The organism is Aliikangiella maris, assembly GCF_040719265.1.
GTDB classification, from domain to species: Bacteria; Pseudomonadota; Gammaproteobacteria; order Enterobacterales; family Kangiellaceae; genus Aliikangiella; species Aliikangiella maris.
The window spans coordinates 1-18,094 of record NZ_JBFDAH010000036.1; the positions used below are offsets into that span (position 1 = coordinate 1).

The following is an 18,094-nucleotide window of genomic DNA, read 5'->3' on the forward strand; positions in this document are numbered from 1 at the left end:
AATCGCCTGACGAGATTTGTTGCGTTAAACTCAATGATAAAAGCGCTTCAACGTGCATTTCCTTGAGAGAAAATTGATGAGTTTTTCTTTTTTCAGGGACGACTAAATACTGTTATCAATACAAACACAGTACTCCCTTAACTAAGCCATTAACATTAAATAGATAGACTAACTGGAATCTAGATATTATCGAATATACAAATATAAAAACCCAAATACAAAATTTTCATTATAAAAATTCTGAAAATTTGCACTCAATCATTTGTATTCTGTAACAAAAACATTAATAGATAATAATCAAAATATTATGCCAATAATCAGTGCCCAATACTCAACTACAAAGGCAATCGTACTCAAAAGTCTATTGTTTTTTTTAATTTACGGACTCCTTGCAGGCTGTACCCCCTCCCCATCCTTACCCAAACTCACTGATCACTCAACCATCATTGCTTTTGGTGATAGTTTAACTGTTGGTGTGGGAACCAGCCGAGAAAACAGCTATCCACAGGTTCTCGAAGCGTTGACAGGACTTTCTGTAATTAATGCGGGCATCTCTGGCGAAACTACTACTGGTGGACTCAAGCGTTTTCAACAGGTATTAAACCAATATCAGCCGACAATTGTTATATTAATGGAGGGAGGCAATGATATTTTACAAAATCACCCCCGAGAGCAAACTCAACAAAATTTAGCCAAAATGATAGAAATTGCGCAAGATAATCAAATTGCAATTGTTTTGATCGGCGTCCCTGAAAAAAAACTTTTCTCGCAAAGTGCGCCACTTTATCAGGAACTAGCGGAAAAATATGAGTTGGTTTTTGAGCCAGAAATTCTTTCACAATTACTCAGAAATCCCAACATGAAATCAGATCCTGTTCACTTAAATCGCGAAGGCTACTCACAATTAGCAAACAGAATTTTTGAACGCCTTAAAAATCATGGTGCATTAACTGATTGAACAAGCCAATAAACTAAACTTAATCGATTACTTATTACTTATTACTTATTACTTATTACTTATTACTTATTACTTATAATTCATCTCTTGACTGCTATTGCTTTAACAAGTTAGCTGGCGAATACTGGTCAGTTAATACCTGACTTTCAGTATTCCAATTCACTTTATTTGATATTCTTGAGAACACTTGAGCAGAGTCAACCTGATATTTTTTAAGCCGTTGCATCAACTCTTCTGACGCTTTAGGAAACTGAGTAAAATCATTGCAATTACAGGCAAAGATTACTCGATTACCTTTTGTTGGCGACTGAAAAATTTGAAGCTGAGCGTAAACACTTTGATAAGTCACCGACTCATAATCATACAGCAGACTATTACTAAAAGTATTGGCGCTGAGAATACCATTTTCGGTTAATAAACCTTTAACTTCTGTTAAAAATTCCTGCGTCATCAAATGCTCTGGAATATAGTCACCATTAAATGCATCTAAAATAATCCAATCAAATTTTTCTTTATTTAAGAGTGCTCGCTTAACATAAACGCGACCATCTTTAATCACAGTTTTAACTTGATCATTTTCCTGATAATTAAAATATTGCTTGGCCAGTTTGACCACTACAGGATCGATTTCAACACTGACAATTTCAGCGTTAGGAGAAATTTGATGCATGACATTTGAAAGCACACCGCCACCTAGACCAATAATTAAAATGCGCTCAGGCTTAGGCTTTATGGCATATCCAGCTAAAACGCCGTGTGCATATTCAAACACAAGTCGATCAGGTTGCTTTAAATCAATACATGCTTGATTCGCAATTTTCTTACGACGAGTTTCAAAACGCATACAGCGCACGTCATCTTTTTCAATAATAACCACATTACGGTAAATTGAGCGCTCTTTATGAATTTGTCGCGCTTCTACAAAATTGCTTGTTAATGCTAGCAAGCAACCAATTAACCAAAATAAATACATCGCTTTTCTACCTTTGTCCTCTGCCTTTAAGGCATACCGGATTATCCGAGTAACCTATTGAGCAACTAAAAAATCACAAAGACTTTTAAAGCCTCAATAATATTTTAATCCATCAACTCTGTTCTTATATATTTAGTCATTAGTTATCAATTCAGGCTTCAAATTCTCATCATCCACTTGCTCAGAATCAGCAATATTTATCCAATAATTCATAATTAATGCCAGTGCGCCACAAAAGGCTAAAATACTGAAAACAAGCCAAAGAATCTGATTTATCTCTAACCACAAGACTAAATAAAAAGACGTTAAAATTGTTCCAATTGCACTTCCTAGCGTTGAAACAAAATATAAAAAACCTGCAGTCTGTCCAGATGAATTGGCAGAAACGGTCATGATTCTAACCGAATAAGGGGCAATCATTCCCATTACGATACTTGGCACAAGAAACACCGCAGTAGATGCTAACAACGAACCGTAGCGAGGATCTTCAATCCACTCAAATACGGCTTCGAATATATTTTGCGAAAAAAAGATTGAAGGGAGTATGGTAACTGCCGCAATAATAAAAATAACAGCAAACCGATTAATGCTGGGACGAAACATTGAGTATCGCCCGCCAAGTAAATACCCCAAGGATAACGCCAGCATAAAAACAGTGATAATACTGCCCCAAACATAGACACTACTACCAAAAAATGGTGCCAGCATTCGTCCACCAAGCAGCTCGAAGCTCATGATTGAAAATCCAGCACAAAAGGCCAGTAAAAGTATGGTAAATTTCTTCATTCAATAAATTACATCTTATTTTTAGGCTATAAGATACAGCGCTTATTTACCCTGAGCAACCGTTTTGTCAATCATCAAAAAAGCCATTGGTTAGTTATTTCCTCCCAAAATATTTTCAAACAAGCCTTTGTGCACTACAATCCGGGCAAATAGATATCTCAATAGTAAAATTATGCGCAGAGCCGACCGACTTTTTCAAATAACGCAGATACTCCGTAATAAACGCCTGGTAACCGCTAAACAACTGGCAGAGCGTCTGCAAGTCTCAGAGCGAACTATTTATCGGGATATTCAGGATTTAAGTTTGTCGGGAGTCCCTGTTGAAAGTGAACCCGGCCTTGGTTATATGTTGCGTCACTCTCTCGATATTCCTCCCATTATGTTTAACCGCAATGAACTAGAAGCCATTTTACTAGGTGTCAAAATGATTAAAGCCTGGGCAGGCCAAGAACTCGCGATGTCTGCAGAAACTGCGCTCGACAAAATCGAAGCCGTGTTACCCAAGGAACTGCTCAACCATTTAGAAACCAGCAAGTTGTTTGTACCTGCTTTTGTTATTAATCCACAACACAAACATAATTTTGAAACACTCCGCCAGGCAATTAATCAAAAACAAGTTATCGAAATTAACTATCAGAGTCTGGAACAGCAGATTTCTAAACGAAAACTGAACCCATTGGGACTATACTATTGGGGAAAAGTGTGGACACTGGTTGCCTGGTGCCTGCTACGCAAAGACTTTCGCGTTTTTCGTGTTGATCAGATTCAACATATTTTAGTACTTGAGCAAACTTATACTGAATATCCAGGCCAAGCACTTACCGACTATATCGAACAGCAAACAAAACATTGCGAGGCACAAATCTCACTCGATCCTAATATGGATTATTGCTAAAAAATACTCTAATAAAAAGCAGCGATCCAATCGTTCAACGCCGAAACATTATTGTCCTAAGAAGGCTGATTACAACTCAGCTTTCCGGTAGACTCTCGAACTCTTGACGCTTGGTTTCATACCATTTTTCCATTGCTCCCGGTACACTCATCATGACTTGAACTTTTTTAATTGCGGCTAAATGCGCGGCATCTTGTTGCTGAAACATCTCCATACCATGCTGTTTACTCATTTCGGCGATCTCTTCGAATGTATTTGCCCTAAACGGCTTATCACAAGCACCTCCAAGTTGAAGACAGGTCATTGTTTTCATTAAAAATTCCTCTATGAATTAGTCTAACCATATCATTAATATACAGTATTAGTCAGTAATCACATCAGCTATTTTATAGCTGATGAATTAGTCAGCCGATAAGCGCCATGCGCTAACCTGATATCATGCACTAACCCGATATAAAGTATTCGATGATTTAAGTCATTTATCATCAATAACAAAATCTGAGCCATACCGCATCTATTAGTCAATCAATTACGTATGTAAATTCAACTTAGGTGTAGTGGGTGCATTAAAAATTCCGGTGCAGATGATTCCTGATCTTGAGGTGCGCACCATCAGTGTCATTACAGGTTGGCCCGGCGCAACCCCACAAGATGTTGAAAAAGAAATACTGATTGAACAAGAAAGATATCTTCGTACGATTCCAAATTTGAAACGCATGACCTCTTACGCCGAAATGGGTGAAGCATCTATTGAAATGGAATTTCCATTTGGCATTGAAGTTAATGATGCCCTCCTCGATGTAAACAATGCTTTGAGTCAAGTACCTTCGTACCCAGAAAATGTTGATCAGCCACGAATTCTGGCAAATTCATTTTCTAACAATGCTTTTATGTATTTTACATTGCGTCCACAAAAGGAAAATCCACTTAAACTCGACATGGATTTAGTGCGTGATTATGCCGAAGACTATATACGTCCACGCATGGAAACCGTGCCCGGGATATCGGAAGTTCGCGTAGGCGGCGGCGCAGCACGGCAGATTCAAATTAAAATTGATCCAGCAAAACTCGCACAACGCGGTATTAGCATTACTCAGGTACGCAATGCCATTCGTGTTTTACGCTCGATACAGGCCACTATTATTGGCCTCATCGGAATCCCATTATGTACGATTGCAGCATTTTTAGGATTACTTTTATTTGACCGAACGATTAATGTTATCTCATTAGCGGGTGTCGCATTTGCGATAGGTATGACAGTGGATAATGCTATCGTCGTTTTAGAAAGTATCATGCAGGCTAAGCACAAAGGAGTCAGTCGATTTAAAGCAGCCATCATAGGTGTTCAAGATGTCTGGCCAGCAGTTCTTGCATCAACCGCCACAACTGTTCTGGTATTCGCGCCAATTTTATTTGTACAGCAAGAAGCAGGACAACTCTATTCTGATTATTGCGATCGCTATTTGCGCAGCAATCATTACTTCAATGCTGGTTGCCATATTTGTTGTCCCTGTTGCATTGGCCAAAGTCAGTCAACAAGAAACTGCCGAAGCAAAGCAAATTCAACTGTCTGATAAATGGTTAAAGTTTGTTGATATTTTTATTAAAAATCAAAAAACGGCGAGAGTTTATGTTGCCATATTTGTTATCACTATTATGGGTGCCACCTATTGGCTAATGCCGGCAGCAGAGTATTTGCCCGAAGGCGAAGAGCCAAAAGCATTTTCCATGATGATAGCGCCGCCGAGTTATAATCTTTCAGAAATGAAAAAAATAGGCATTGAACTGCGAGAATATTTTGATAGCCATGTTAACGCTCCCGAAGCTGACTTTATCAACGGAAAAACTCATATGCCGCCCCTAGCGTATTATAGTATGCGGGTTAGTGTTGGTCGCATTTGGTTTTTGAGCGCACCGGTTGATCCGGAAAATATTCAGATAATGATGGATGCTATCACACAAAAATTCAAAAGTTATGAAGGGATGCGTGCTTTTTCATCGCGCGGTTCGATTATTTCCAGCAATGATGGTAGCACTCGAGCTATTGCGGTGGATATTGCAGGCCCCCACATTATTGAGCTTTATGCCGCAGCCGAAGCGGTTTATCAGGCCGCCGAAAGAACTTTTGCAAATCCACAAATCAATTCTGCCCCTGGTTCTCTGAGTCTTAACCAACCTATGATAGAAATTAGTCCACGCTGGGACCGCATTGCGGAATTAGGTTTAAGCGCCTGCGATTTAAGCTATTCAATTGCCGCACTAAGCGATGGCGCCTATGTAGACGAATTTATCTTGGAAGATGACAAAGTTGATATTTTTTTATTTAGTCATGCGGGGAATCAACAAAGTATCGAACAACTTGCCAATGCGCCAATCATCACACCAACAGGCAAAGTGATGCCATTAAATGCATTAACTGATTTAACCATCAGTCAAAGTAGTAACAGTATTCGGCGTGTTGATAGTAATCGAACCGTTACCGTTTATATCATCCCGCCGAGAAACGTCGCACTGGAAACCGCTGAGCAGTTAGTCAGAACGCAAATGCTTCCACAGCTCTGGCAGCAAGGAAAAATTGCACAAGGAATTATTGTCAGTATTAGTGGTGCTGCAGACCAATTGGAATCGACCAAAGCTTCTCTTTCGAGTAACTTTTTAATTTCTATTGTTCTAAGTTACTTATTACTCGTTGCCATTTTTACCCATTGGCGATACCCGTTATTTATTTTAGCAACGGTACCTTTAGGTATGGCAGGTGGACTACTCGGGTTAATTGCAGTAAATGGAACTGGGAGTCTGCTTAATACACTCGGGATGAACGGAATTCACCAGCCATTTGACATGATAACCATGTTAGGCTTTTTAATTTTATTAGGTACGGTAGTTAATAATCCCATTTTAATCGTTGATGAAACGCGTAAATATTTACAACAATCAAATGCCCATGTGATTGAAGCGGTGAGGTATGCGGTGAAAAAGCGACTGATGCCCATATTAATGTCTACCGCTACAACCATTTTTGGTTTGGCACCACTGGTGTTTATACCGGGGGAAGGGGCCGAATTATATCGAGGTGTCGGTATCATTGTACTCACTGGGATTCTGTTTTCTACCCTGCTCACACTCAGCTTTTTACCTGCGTTATTGGTGAGTATTATGAAACAAAAAAACTGAGTCAGTGGCTTAAAAGCAAGCCTGAAGCATAAGTAGCTTAACCTAAAATAAAATGGGCACTTTAGTAAACTGAATAAAAATTCAAATCAACTAAAGCGCCCTGCATTAACTTAAGCGTTTTATTTTACTCTAAATCGCCTTAACAATATTATCAACGCTGTCTTTGGCATCACCAAACAACATCATGGTATTTTCTTTAAAGAATAATGGATTTTGTACTCCCGCATAACCAGGATTCATTGAGCGCTTAAACGCAATAACCTGTTTCGCATTCCACACCTCAAGTACCGGCATACCAGCAATTGGACTACTTGGATCTTCTGCTGCCGCAGGATTAACCGTATCGTTTGCCCCAATAACCAAAACAACGTCAGTATCAGAAAAATCATCATTGATTTCATCCATTTCAAGCACAATATCATAAGGCACTTTTGCTTCTGCCAAGAGTACGTTCATATGTCCTGGTAAGCGGCCTGCAACCGGATGGATTCCGAATCTGACATTAACACCTTTTTCGCGTAATTTTTTCGTCATTTCATAAACAGGATATTGTGCTTGCGCAACGGCTAAACCATAACCGGGTGTAATAATAACCGACTTTGCATTCTTCAAAAGATCGGCAACATCTTCGGCATTAGTTTCGATATGTTCACCATAATCCTGATCATTATTAATGCTCACTTCTGTACCAAAACCACCAGCAATAACACTAATAAATGAACGATTCATCGCGCGACACATTATATAGCTCAGTATTGCACCAGAAGAACCAACCAAAGCCCCGGTTACTATCAGCAAATCATTGCCTAACATAAATCCAGCAGCGGCGGCAGCCCAACCAGAGTATGAGTTCAACATAGAAACAACAACAGGCATATCTGCACCACCGATTGACGCAACCAAATGCCAGCCAAAGACCAAAGCAATAACCGTCATAATTAACAAGGCATTCATATGACCATCTTGCTGAACAAAATAAATCATTAAACCAAAACTCACCAATCCAGCGAGCAGATTCATTTTATGGCGGTGAGGTAACATTAAAGGTGAACTTTTAATCATTCCACGTAATTTACCAAACGCAACAACTGAACCAGTAAAGGTCACAGCACCGATGAAAATACCTAGATAAACCTCAACCAGATGAATATTTTTCATAATTCCGGTAATTGGTGGATGCTCTAGAAAACTGTTGAATCCAACGGCAACCGCAGCCAAGCCAACAAAACTATGCAAAATAGCCACTAGCTCTGGCATTTGTGTCATTTCGACTTTTAACGCAAAACGCGCGCCAATCGCACCACCGATGACCATTGCGATTAACAAATATTGCAAGTTAGTAACTGAGGGACTCAAGATGGTTGCGCCAAGCGCAATCGTCATACCAATAATGCCGTACCAGTTACCTCGCTCGGCAGAATCCTGTTTACTTAGTCCAGCCAAGCTGAATATAAATAAAATTGCGGCAAAAAAGTAAGCACCATTAATCAGTGACTGATCCATGATTAACCCTCCTTCCTGAACATTTTTAACATGCGTTTTGTCACAACAAATCCACCAACTACATTAATAAAGGCGATAAGTACCGCAAAAACTGAAATCCACATCACCAAAGTGTTAGCACTGGATATTTGTAATAATGCGCCAACCACAATAATGCCACTGATGGCATTGGTAACACTCATTAAAGGCGTATGCAACGAATGTGAAACATTCCACACCACGTAATAGCCAATAACACACGCCAAAATAAATACAGTGAAATGCTGCATAAAATCAGCAGGTGCAACCATTGATAACCAGCAGAACAATCCACCGGCAACCATTAGCATTAGACTCTTACCAATCCCTGATTTTTTCTCTTCTTTCTTTTGAGCGACAGGCTGTACAGGTTTAGGTTTAACCTGTGGCGCCGCACTTACTTTAACCGGGGGCGGTGGCCAGGTGATTTCCCCCTCTCGAGTTACAGTAACGTTACGAATAATTTCATCTTCAAAATTTAATTCAATATTGCCATCTTTTTGTGGGCACAAAAGCTTAACTAAATTAAGAATATTATTTGCATATAGCTGACTTGCCTGAGTTGGTAAACGTGATGGCATGTCGCTGTAACCAATAATAGTAACACCGTCAACTTCAATCGCTTTGCCTGCTTCAGTCAACTCGCAGTTACCTCCACCTAAAGCAGCTAAATCAACAATCACACTGCCACGTTTCATGGATTTCACCATTTCTTCGGTAATCAGTTTTGGTGCAGGTTTGCCAGGAATCATGGCCGTTGTAATAATAATATCAACTTCTTTTGCCTGCTCGGCAAACAAGGCCATTTCAGCTTTAATAAAAGCTTCGCTCATCACTTTGGCATAACCATCGCCACTACCAGCTTCTTCTTCAAAATCCATTTCAAGAAATTCAGCGCCCATACTTTCAATCTGTTCTTTCACTTCCGGTCGCGTATCAAAGGCTCTTACAATAGCGCCTAAGCTGCCCGCCGTTCCAATAGCAGCCAAACCAGCAACCCCAGCCCCAATAATCATCACTTTAGCGGGTGGAATTTTTCCTGCTGCGGTAATTTGTCCGGTAAAAAAGCTGCCAAAATGGTGCGATGCTTCTACTACAGCACGATATCCGGCAATATTCGCCATTGAGCTTAATGCATCCATTGATTGTGCGCGTGATATACGAGGCACAGCATCCATAGCTAATACATTAACCTTTTTAGCCGCTAACTGCTGCATTAGTGCTTCATTTTGTGCGGGCGAGAAAAAACCAATAACGGTTGCCCCTGATTTAAATTGATTAACCTCGGCTTCTGATGGCGGATTAACCTTAAATATGATGTCTGACTGCCATACTTGTTCGGCAGGTAAAATAGTGGCGCCCGCTTCCTGATACATTGAATCGGAAAAACTTGCTCGCGCTCCGGCATCAGATTCAACAACAACATTAAAGTTGAGTTTAATTAACTGAGTAATACTTGATGGCGACGCAGCGACTCTAGACTCACTGGCTACCGTCTCTTTGACAATACCTATTTGCATTTTTAAGCCCTGACTCTTTATTTCTTGATTTTAAGAATATTCCTTATAACGACATAAATTGATAACTCGTACTTTTAATGCAAGTTACCAATAAGCCCGATAATCTAAATGAAAACCATGACGCTGGTTTTACCTGCAAGCCCATTATTCATTTTAATATTGGAAAAATTGGCAAAACCCTGTTTAATTTTCGCAGCGAATTTACGTCTAAATTTTTAAAAAAGCAAATAGCCCTTAGTAGCAATAATCGCACCGATAGTCATGATGAATAAAACATTAAGTTATAACGAGGCCTATTTGCCGAAAAAACAAATCAATCCATGACTTAATACTAAATACTATAAGGAATTAATTTAATCAGATTTGATAAATAAATAAGGAAAAATCGATAAATTCTTTATTATTTCAGTCATATATATTTTATATTATCGCAAAAAAGAATAAATCATGTTTCAAAGGTTGAATCGGTTTGGTTTTTAATCATCGCTTAATCAAGAAATGATATTCATAATCAATTAGACTAATGCAGATCTTGACAAATTTTGATTGTTTCATTGAGTATAACAATAATGTATAAAGGAAATCTGGAACGAATAGATACAAACAATCGTTATTGATTCAAAACAGCAATTAATGCCTGCTTTTTGTTCAACGCTCTTAATATAAGGTTTATTTGGAATTTAAAATATGGCGCAAACATCTTTATTTATTCAAACACTCAAATCTTGCTTAAAAGAAAATGGACTGACCTATGCCGATGTCGCCCGCCACCTTGAATTAAGTGAAGCCAGTGTTAAACGAATTTTTTCAGAAGAAAACCTGTCTCTCCATCGACTCGATCAGATTTGTCAGATGATGAAACTCGATATCTGTGATTTAGCGAAACTGGCCGAACAAAAGCAGCACCAGATTCAACAGTTAAGCGAAGAGCAAGAAGAAGATTTTGTTAAACAGCCCAAATTATTATTTGTTGCTTTTATGTTACTTAACGATGTTGATTTTCAAACTATCATTCACCAATATAATATTAATGAACATGAAGGTATTCGCTTACTCGCGCACCTTGATCGCATTAAATTTATTGATTTATTACCGGGTAATCGCGTTAAATTATTAACTTCACGTAATTTCCGATGGCGAAAAAATGGTCCGATCGAACGCTTATTTAATCAACAGATCCGCAAAGAGTTTTTTCAGTCTCGTTTTGCTAAATCAGAAGAAAGTATGCAGTTTGCTTCGGCATTAATCTCTCGTTCAACGTTATTATTAATGCATTCTAAAATTGAAAAATTAATTGGTGAATTTAATGAATTGGCACAGCAAGATGCCTCAATTCCACTCAACGAAAGAATAGGATGCAGTATTGTTGGTGCCATACGTCCTTGGGAATTCAGCCTGTTTGATCCTTTTCGCAAAAACTAAAAATTGCTAGTGATTGTTAACAGTTTCAGACAGTTATCTTGTTACTAACATTGATCAGGTTGATATTGTCGATAAAACTCAGCAAATGCTTCGCCATTCAAAGGTTGACTAATATAAAAACCTTGCGCTAAATCACAACCTTGTTCTGCCAACTTCTCCAAAGTTAGCGCATCTTCAACCCCTTCAGCAATGACTTGCATTTCTAAATTGTGTGCCAGATTAATGGTTGACTGTGCAATAATGCGATCTTCACTATCAAGCAACATTTTTGAAATAAAGGAACGATCAATTTTCAGCATATCTAATGGTAGTTTTTTAAGGTACGAAAGCGAAGAATAACCCGTTCCATAATCATCCAAAGAACAGCGAATCCCTCTGGCATTAAATTCACCGAGCTGTTTAAGCGCGCGTTCAAGATTACTCATCAATGCTGTTTCAGTCACTTCAAACTCAATATCGGCAGCACTCACAGAAAATTCTTGCATCAGTTTGTCAATTTGTATCATCAAATGATCATCATTTAAATTACGCGTCGATAAATTGATTGCCACCTTGGTTTCAATACCTTGAGCTTTCCATTCGCTAATCTGCTTGAGCGCAGTTTTAATCACCCAATAAGTCAGCGGATGAATTAACTGGGTCAGTTCAACAAAAGGAATAAATTTTGAGGGGGGTAACAGCCCGTAAGTTTTATGCTCCCATCGTACCAAAGCCTCGCATCCAATAATTGTCCGGCTTTGAATATCCAGTTTAGGTTGATAGTGTAACACCAATTCGTTATTGCGAATGGCTTCTGCCATTTCAGCCATTATGACAAATCGCTGATTCGTATCAGCATCCATTTCTGACGAATAGCGAGCGATTCCGCCGCCTTCATTTTTAGCTTGATACATCGCTAACTCAGCACGGCGTAGCATTTCCTTTGCACTTGATTGAATTGCTTCTGTCACTGATATACCAATACTGGCATTAATTTCCAAATTAAAACTATCAACAGCGAATGGTTCAGTAATTGCTGAAAAAATAATCTCAGCGATATGATTTATTGATGTATCAGATTCTTTATTTGTCACTAACACACCAAACTCATCTCCCCCCAAACGATAAACTTTACAATCACAGTCATTAGTTCTGGCAGTTATGCGCGGGCCGATCAGACGCAACAACTTGTCACCTATCTGATGATCAAGCGTATCATTAATTTCTTTAAATCTATCTAAATCAATAAGAATCAAACCAAGATAACAACCGGCTTGATGATATTGTTGCAGTGCTTCGCGGCTGTCTCGATTCAATGCATTTCGATTTGGCAATCCGGTTAGCGTATCAAAAGTTGCCAGATTTTCCATTAACCTAAACTGTCTTGCGTTAGCTAAGGCAAGTGAAATATTGCTGCGAATCGTTTGGTAAAATTCAATTTCATCGGGAGAAATTTTAACATCATATTTATGGCCAATAATCAAACTACCAAGCGCTTCACCTTGATAAATAAATGGTAATACCGCACCAGAGACAATCCCCTCCTCGGATAAATCATCGCGTAGTTGTTGGTCAATGCGCTCATCATCAAGTAAAGCAGGAAGCACCTCAAGTTGCCGAGTTGTTAGCGCTAATCCACTGAGAGAACCTGGTGTATCAAACGGCAAAGTCTTACGCTTCTCAAGCAATGTTCGACTGATACCGCTCGCAGCCGCAACCTCAAGATATTCATTGGCCATATCAACTAAAACAAAAACAAAAGAGGTATTTATATAGGTATCATTCAGTAAATTAACTACCTGGCGTGCCATATGGCGGGTGTCATGGCTACTATGCAACTCTTCGGCTAATTCATTAATCAGGCTTAACTGCGAATTTTTGCGTGCCAGTCGCCCTTGAGAGCGCAGCAAATTTCGCTCAACAACCTGCTGCTCAGTCATATCAAGAGCAACACCAACCATCACCGGTTCACCATTGTAAAAACTGGTATCCAAAGTTGCCAGCATGGGCACTAAGTCACCACTTTTGGTAATACAATTCAAATAAACAGAACCACTACCTTGCGCAAAAATCTGTTCAATTTCTAAGACAATTCGCGTGCGATCGGCTTCATCAACAGCCATCAATAAATTGCCATTTTCCAAATCATGATAGTTATAACCAAAGCGGGAAGAAAAATATTGATTCCAGCGCAGCAATTTTCCTTTACGATTGAGCATAAACATCAACGCCGGCACAGAGTCTAACTGCGCCTGATTAATTTTAAGTTCATTATCAAGGTTTTGGTTAATGGCTTGTCGTTCAAGTTCTGCCGCAATTCGAAAGGAAAAAATTTCCAAAATACTCATCAAGCTGGAAATATCAGAAATCGGGTTATTGACAATAACGACTAAAAATCCGATGGTGTTTTTATTAGAGTCTAGCAGGGCAGTTCCCGCACAACTGTTAACTTTGTTGTGTGCTAAAAGCGGGTCATGTTTAAAAAGCAGTTTTTCACTTTGATCAAAGTAAGCATTACCTTCAAACAGAATTTTTTCGCAAATTGAATCAGCAAAATTGAATAAATAATTTTTACCAATTTTAATTTTTTTGGTGGCAGCAACTAATTCTACTTTGTGATAATTATGTCTGCGCCAGCGGCCAATAAAAGCGCCTTCAAGCCCCAAGTTATCACACAAGGTTTGCGCAATACTAAATAAAAAGTCAGAACCCAGTTGCCCGGCTGTGGCCTGCAACATCGACTTAATGGTGTCTTCAAATACAGCATGAACAGACAATTCAGACATGCTTTGCCCCAAGTTTTGCATACTACTTCACTGCGATAAAAGAACTAAAAATAGCTCTTATAATAAATATTATTATAATTTCAATAACTTACTTAATTGAAAGCGATTCCGAATATATCAATCCCTCAACAAAATAGCAACTCAGTCAATCAAGTTAATATCGCCACGTCAAATGTCAATTCTATTGTTCACTCCATTCAGAAAACAAAAAGGGATTTCGAGTATTTTCCATTTTCTCGTTGATAAAAATGATTCTCGTTCAAATTCATTTGTTACTCGAATAAATGACTTAAAGACCAAAGTTTTTCACCGTCAAAATGATAAATAGTGCGCATTCGCATCACATAGGAGATTTAATTTTTACTAATTTGTGACCTATCCGAAAAAAACCTCAAATGTTTTAGTTAAACTACCCACAATGATTAAATTGAATAATATGCAAGCTCAAAAGGAAAAGGAATTATATGTTTGATACGGCCACTTTATCATCGCTCCAGGAGGAGCTGGTTGTGAAGAATCTCGATCAAGAAAAACTACTTATGCAAGCCAGTCAGACCAACATGGGAATTGGTCGTATGACAATACTTGGCAGAGTTGAAATTGTTAATCAACAATTTTGTCAAATTATTGGTTATGCCGAAGAACAATTAATTGATGTTGATATTCGCACGATTATTCCACAAGATAATTTAAACCGTTTCGACATTCTTTTTTCTGAGCTAACTCGAGGCATCCGCACACAGTTTGGCATTCAGTTACCCTTTACGACACCAGATGGAAACACCCGCTGGGTATTTTTATCTGCCACTTGTAAATCAGATGTATTCATTGAAAATTCAGCGGCGGCACAAAGCTCAGTCAGCCAATCAGATACTGACAGTAATTTTTTTATTTTGTGCATCATTCATGATATTTCAGAACAGAAAAGACGCGAGGAGCAAGACAAACTTTCGTCAATTGCATTTAGTCATAGCGGTGATGGTATTATGATTACCGATGCTTCGCATACCATTGTAAAGATAAATCCGGCTTTCAGTAAAATATCGGGCTTTGAAGAAAATGAAATCGTTGGGCGAAAGCCTTTTTTGCTGCGTTCTGGCGAACACGATGAAACTTTCTATAACCGCATCTGGAAAACTTTAGAGCTAGAAGGTATTTGGCAAGGTGAAGTCTGTTATCGGCATAAGTGTGGCAATTTATTTTATGTTTGGGAAACCATTTCAGCGGTAACCGATAACCAGGATAATCTATTGCATTACATCAGTATTCTTGCCGATATTACTGAAATTAGAAAACGTCAAAAAGTACTCAATGATCTCGCCAACTATGATGCATTAACAGAATTACCCAATCGGTATTATCTTGAGGCAAATCTACAACAGATTTTTGAAGAAACCTGTCAACGAAAAGACAAGTTTGCACTATTGTTTATTGATCTAAACAAATTTAAACCAATCAATGATCAATATGGTCACAAAGCTGGCGACCGTGTTTTAATGGAAATTGCTCACCGATTGACACAATCAATTCGAGTTGAAGACACCGCCGCTCGAATTGGCGGTGATGAATTTATTATTGTTATGCCTCGAATCAATCAAGTTCAAGTGGTTGAAAGTATTGCCAGAAGAATCCATCAAGCGATTGAGTTACCTTTTCACTTAACTAATGGTACTCAGGTAAGTATTTCTTGCAGCATAGGAATATGTATTTTGCCTGATGATTTACCCGACCAAATTCAATATTTAAAACCCGATCAGATTAATCAAACCAGTCAAACTACCATTCAACAAAATTCAATTATCGACTCCAGTAAGTTAATGGATATTATTGAATTGGCCGATCAGGCGATGTACGAAGCAAAAGCACATCAAAAAGCTATCTGTTTTTTTGATGAGATAAAAAACCTGTAAAAGCCGCCTGTTAAACTATGCTAAAATGTTGATTTCAACTTGCAAATTGTTGCATTTGCACTAAAATAACACTGATTACTTCTCATCCAATCGATGAGATTTCTTTTTTTAAATGGATTGAACCAAAACTAGTAAAAACACGATTATGGCAAATATAGCACTTGAAAATGTTCTGAGCGTTCATCATTGGAACGACACTTTATTTAGTTTTAGAACCACACGCGATGCGAGCCTCCGTTTTCGTAACGGAGAATTCGTCATGATTGGCCTGCCTGGCGAGAAAAAACCGATCTTACGCGCCTATAGTATTGCCAGTGCCAACTACGAAGAACATCTGGAGTTTTTGAGTATTAAAGTACCAGATGGCGAATTGACCTCTAGACTACAGCATATTCAACCTGGTGATGAGGTTTTTGTTAGTCGTAAACCTACAGGAACACTTGTAGTTGATGACTTAAAGCCTGGAAAACACCTCTATCTGCTAGCAACAGGCACTGGGCTGGCACCATTTATGAGCATTATTTTTGACTTAGATATTTATGAACGTTTTGAAAAGATCGTTTTGTTTCATGGGGTGCGTACAGTTTCTGAACTGGCCTACAAAGATTTGATTGAAAATCAGCTCCCCAATAATCCTTATATTGGCGAGCTTGTTCGAGATAAATTAATTTATTATCCATCAGTCACCAGAGAACCATTTAAAAACCAAGGTCGAGTAACCGATCTTCTTAAAAACGGAAAACTGGCTGAAGATATTGGCTTACCTCCCATCAGCCCCGAAAATGATCGTGTAATGCTGTGTGGTAGCCCAAGTATGCTGGAAGAGTTACAAACAATTCTAGATGGTATGGGGTTCACCATTAGCCCAAGACTGGGCGAACAAGGCGACTACGTTATAGAAAGAGCCTTTGTTGAATCTTAAGTCGATTTGCAATACACAAAACCGCTTTTTACTTCCTGAGCACTGGTCAATCAGGCCAGTGCCAAGCCGGTTTACTTAAAATATCCTGCTGCGGTATGATGGTTTGGCCAAGTTCTTTTGTTAATACAATTGTATGGCAAATCTCCGACTGTTGAAGCGTTTGAATTAACCGATTAGCATGTGAAATGACCCACACCTGTGAGTTTCTTGCTGCTCGTAAAATCAATCTCGCCAAAGCAGGTAATAAGTCAGGATGTAAACTGGTTTCAGGCTCATTTAAGACCATCAGCGAAGGTGGGCGCGGGGTTAATAAAGCAGCAACCCATAAAATATAACGTAGGGTTCCATCTGACAACTCGGCGCCACTCAATGGTCGCAACAGTCCATTTTGGTAAAATCGAATTGAAAACCGTCCATCATCTTCATATTGAATCGTTAAGTTGGCACCGGGAAAAGCATCACTGATTGCCTCAGCCAACGCCTGATGATCACCAATTTCAACAATCGTTTGAATAGCCGCAGCCAAATCATGACCGTCATGGTGCAACACAGGTGTACGAGTTCCTAACTGTGGTTGTCTGGCTGGAGCGTCTTTATCGGTACGAAAGTGATCATAAAATCGCCAGCCACGAATTTTTTCACGCATTAAGACCACTTCCGGCATTTTAGATGGTTCAGCTATCTGATCAAACAAGCTTGAAAAAGTTGGTAAATATTGCTCGACTACCTGCCATTGTCGACCATCACGAATTTTAACCACGGCCGCATTCCGATCAACTAAGGCACTTGCTGGCCGATAAAAGTCTCCAACCCAAATTGACTCGCGTTTGATTTCGGGATCTAGTGTAAACACCGAGTTGGAGGGTTTGGGTAACCCTAATGAAATAGAATAGCCAAAATCTTCGCCTGCAAATCCCATTTTTAAGCGTTTAACCTGCTGCCTCGGTCCCCCCTCTACAGCCACCTCGCCGCGTTTCATACGCCGTGAAATATTTTCAGGTCCTGCCCAAAATGTGGAATTAAGCCCGCCTTCATTGGCTAGTGAATTAATAACACCACCTTGCGCAGTTTCAGCCAGCAGTCTTAGTGCTTTATATAAGTTAGACTTACCTGTACCATTTTCGCCAGTAATCACGTTGAGCTGTTGAAGTGGAATAATTAATTCTAAAATTGAACGGTAGTTCTTAATGGCTAAAGCATACAGCATAATTTCAATAATTTTTTCTATTCAGTCATTTTTTTCAGCTA

The 18,094-nt window shown here is 39.0% G+C and carries 14 protein-coding genes; 7 read left to right on the forward strand and 7 right to left on the reverse strand.

Features of this window, described 5'->3' with window-relative positions:
• Positions 1-307 precede the first annotated feature (307 nt).
• The gene (locus tag ABVT42_RS20185; RefSeq protein ID WP_353897731.1) at positions 308-958 is read left to right on the forward strand and encodes an arylesterase; all 651 of its coding nucleotides are present in this window, start codon (positions 308-310) and stop codon (positions 956-958) included.
• A gap of 94 nt (positions 959-1,052) precedes the next feature.
• Here the strand turns inward: ABVT42_RS20185 and ABVT42_RS20190 are convergent, their stop codons facing one another.
• The gene (locus tag ABVT42_RS20190; protein ID WP_353897732.1) at positions 1,053-1,931 is read right to left on the reverse strand and encodes a spermidine synthase; all 879 of its coding nucleotides are present in this window, start codon (positions 1,929-1,931) and stop codon (positions 1,053-1,055) included.
• 132 nt (positions 1,932-2,063) lie between these two features.
• On the reverse strand, positions 2,064-2,666 hold the full coding sequence (locus ABVT42_RS20195) for a fused MFS/spermidine synthase (protein ID WP_353897733.1): 603 nt from the start codon (positions 2,664-2,666) through the stop codon (positions 2,064-2,066).
• A 223-nt stretch (positions 2,667-2,889) separates the two neighbouring features.
• Between ABVT42_RS20195 and ABVT42_RS20200 the strand changes: the two genes are divergently transcribed.
• Positions 2,890-3,612, forward strand: a complete 723-nt coding sequence (locus tag ABVT42_RS20200) for a helix-turn-helix transcriptional regulator (protein WP_353897734.1) — start codon at positions 2,890-2,892, stop codon at positions 3,610-3,612.
• 76 nt (positions 3,613-3,688) lie between these two features.
• Here ABVT42_RS20200 and ABVT42_RS20205 read toward each other — a convergent pair whose 3' ends face one another.
• Positions 3,689-3,925, reverse strand: a complete 237-nt coding sequence (locus ABVT42_RS20205; protein WP_353897735.1) for a DUF1059 domain-containing protein — start codon at positions 3,923-3,925, stop codon at positions 3,689-3,691.
• A gap of 244 nt (positions 3,926-4,169) precedes the next feature.
• Here ABVT42_RS20205 and ABVT42_RS20210 point away from each other — a divergent pair, with 244 nt between their 5' ends.
• Both ABVT42_RS20210 and ABVT42_RS20215 read left to right on the forward strand, forming a co-directional pair.
• On the forward strand, positions 4,170-5,186 hold the full coding sequence (locus tag ABVT42_RS20210) for an efflux RND transporter permease subunit (RefSeq protein WP_353897736.1): 1,017 nt from the start codon (positions 4,170-4,172) through the stop codon (positions 5,184-5,186).
• Positions 5,098-6,786 (forward strand): efflux RND transporter permease subunit, encoded by a 1,689-nt coding sequence (locus ABVT42_RS20215; RefSeq protein WP_353897737.1) that lies wholly within the window; start codon positions 5,098-5,100, stop codon positions 6,784-6,786. Before ABVT42_RS20210 ends, ABVT42_RS20215 begins: the two co-directional genes overlap by 89 nt.
• A gap of 129 nt (positions 6,787-6,915) precedes the next feature.
• On the opposite strand, the gene pntB is transcribed toward ABVT42_RS20215, so the two are convergent.
• Entirely contained in the window at positions 6,916-8,289 is a 1,374-nt protein-coding gene (gene pntB / locus ABVT42_RS20220) for a Re/Si-specific NAD(P)(+) transhydrogenase subunit beta (RefSeq protein ID WP_353897738.1), read from the reverse strand.
• A gap of 2 nt (positions 8,290-8,291) precedes the next feature.
• Complete coding sequence (locus tag ABVT42_RS20225) at positions 8,292-9,827, reverse strand: Re/Si-specific NAD(P)(+) transhydrogenase subunit alpha (RefSeq protein WP_353897739.1); 1,536 nt, start codon at positions 9,825-9,827, stop codon at positions 8,292-8,294.
• A 687-nt stretch (positions 9,828-10,514) separates the two neighbouring features.
• Between ABVT42_RS20225 and ABVT42_RS20230 the strand changes: the two genes are divergently transcribed.
• Entirely contained in the window at positions 10,515-11,249 is a 735-nt protein-coding gene (locus tag ABVT42_RS20230; protein WP_353897740.1) for a helix-turn-helix domain-containing protein, read from the forward strand.
• A 44-nt stretch (positions 11,250-11,293) separates the two neighbouring features.
• Here the strand turns inward: ABVT42_RS20230 and ABVT42_RS20235 are convergent, their stop codons facing one another.
• Positions 11,294-14,014 carry a sensor domain-containing protein gene (locus tag ABVT42_RS20235; protein WP_353897741.1) on the reverse strand — a complete coding sequence of 907 codons (2,721 nt, stop codon included), beginning with the start codon at positions 14,012-14,014 and terminating at the stop codon, positions 11,294-11,296.
• Between the two features lie 464 nt (positions 14,015-14,478).
• Here ABVT42_RS20235 and ABVT42_RS20240 point away from each other — a divergent pair, with 464 nt between their 5' ends.
• Positions 14,479-15,924 carry a diguanylate cyclase domain-containing protein gene (locus ABVT42_RS20240; protein ID WP_353897742.1) on the forward strand — a complete coding sequence of 482 codons (1,446 nt, stop codon included), beginning with the start codon at positions 14,479-14,481 and terminating at the stop codon, positions 15,922-15,924.
• A gap of 145 nt (positions 15,925-16,069) precedes the next feature.
• Positions 16,070-16,846, forward strand: coding sequence for a ferredoxin--NADP reductase (locus ABVT42_RS20245; RefSeq protein WP_353897743.1), 777 nt, complete (start codon positions 16,070-16,072; stop codon positions 16,844-16,846).
• Positions 16,847-16,892: 46 nt separating this feature from the next.
• Here the strand turns inward: ABVT42_RS20245 and ABVT42_RS20250 are convergent, their stop codons facing one another.
• Positions 16,893-18,053 (reverse strand): AAA family ATPase, encoded by a 1,161-nt coding sequence (locus tag ABVT42_RS20250; RefSeq protein WP_353897744.1) that lies wholly within the window; start codon positions 18,051-18,053, stop codon positions 16,893-16,895.
• Positions 18,054-18,094 lie beyond the last annotated feature (41 nt).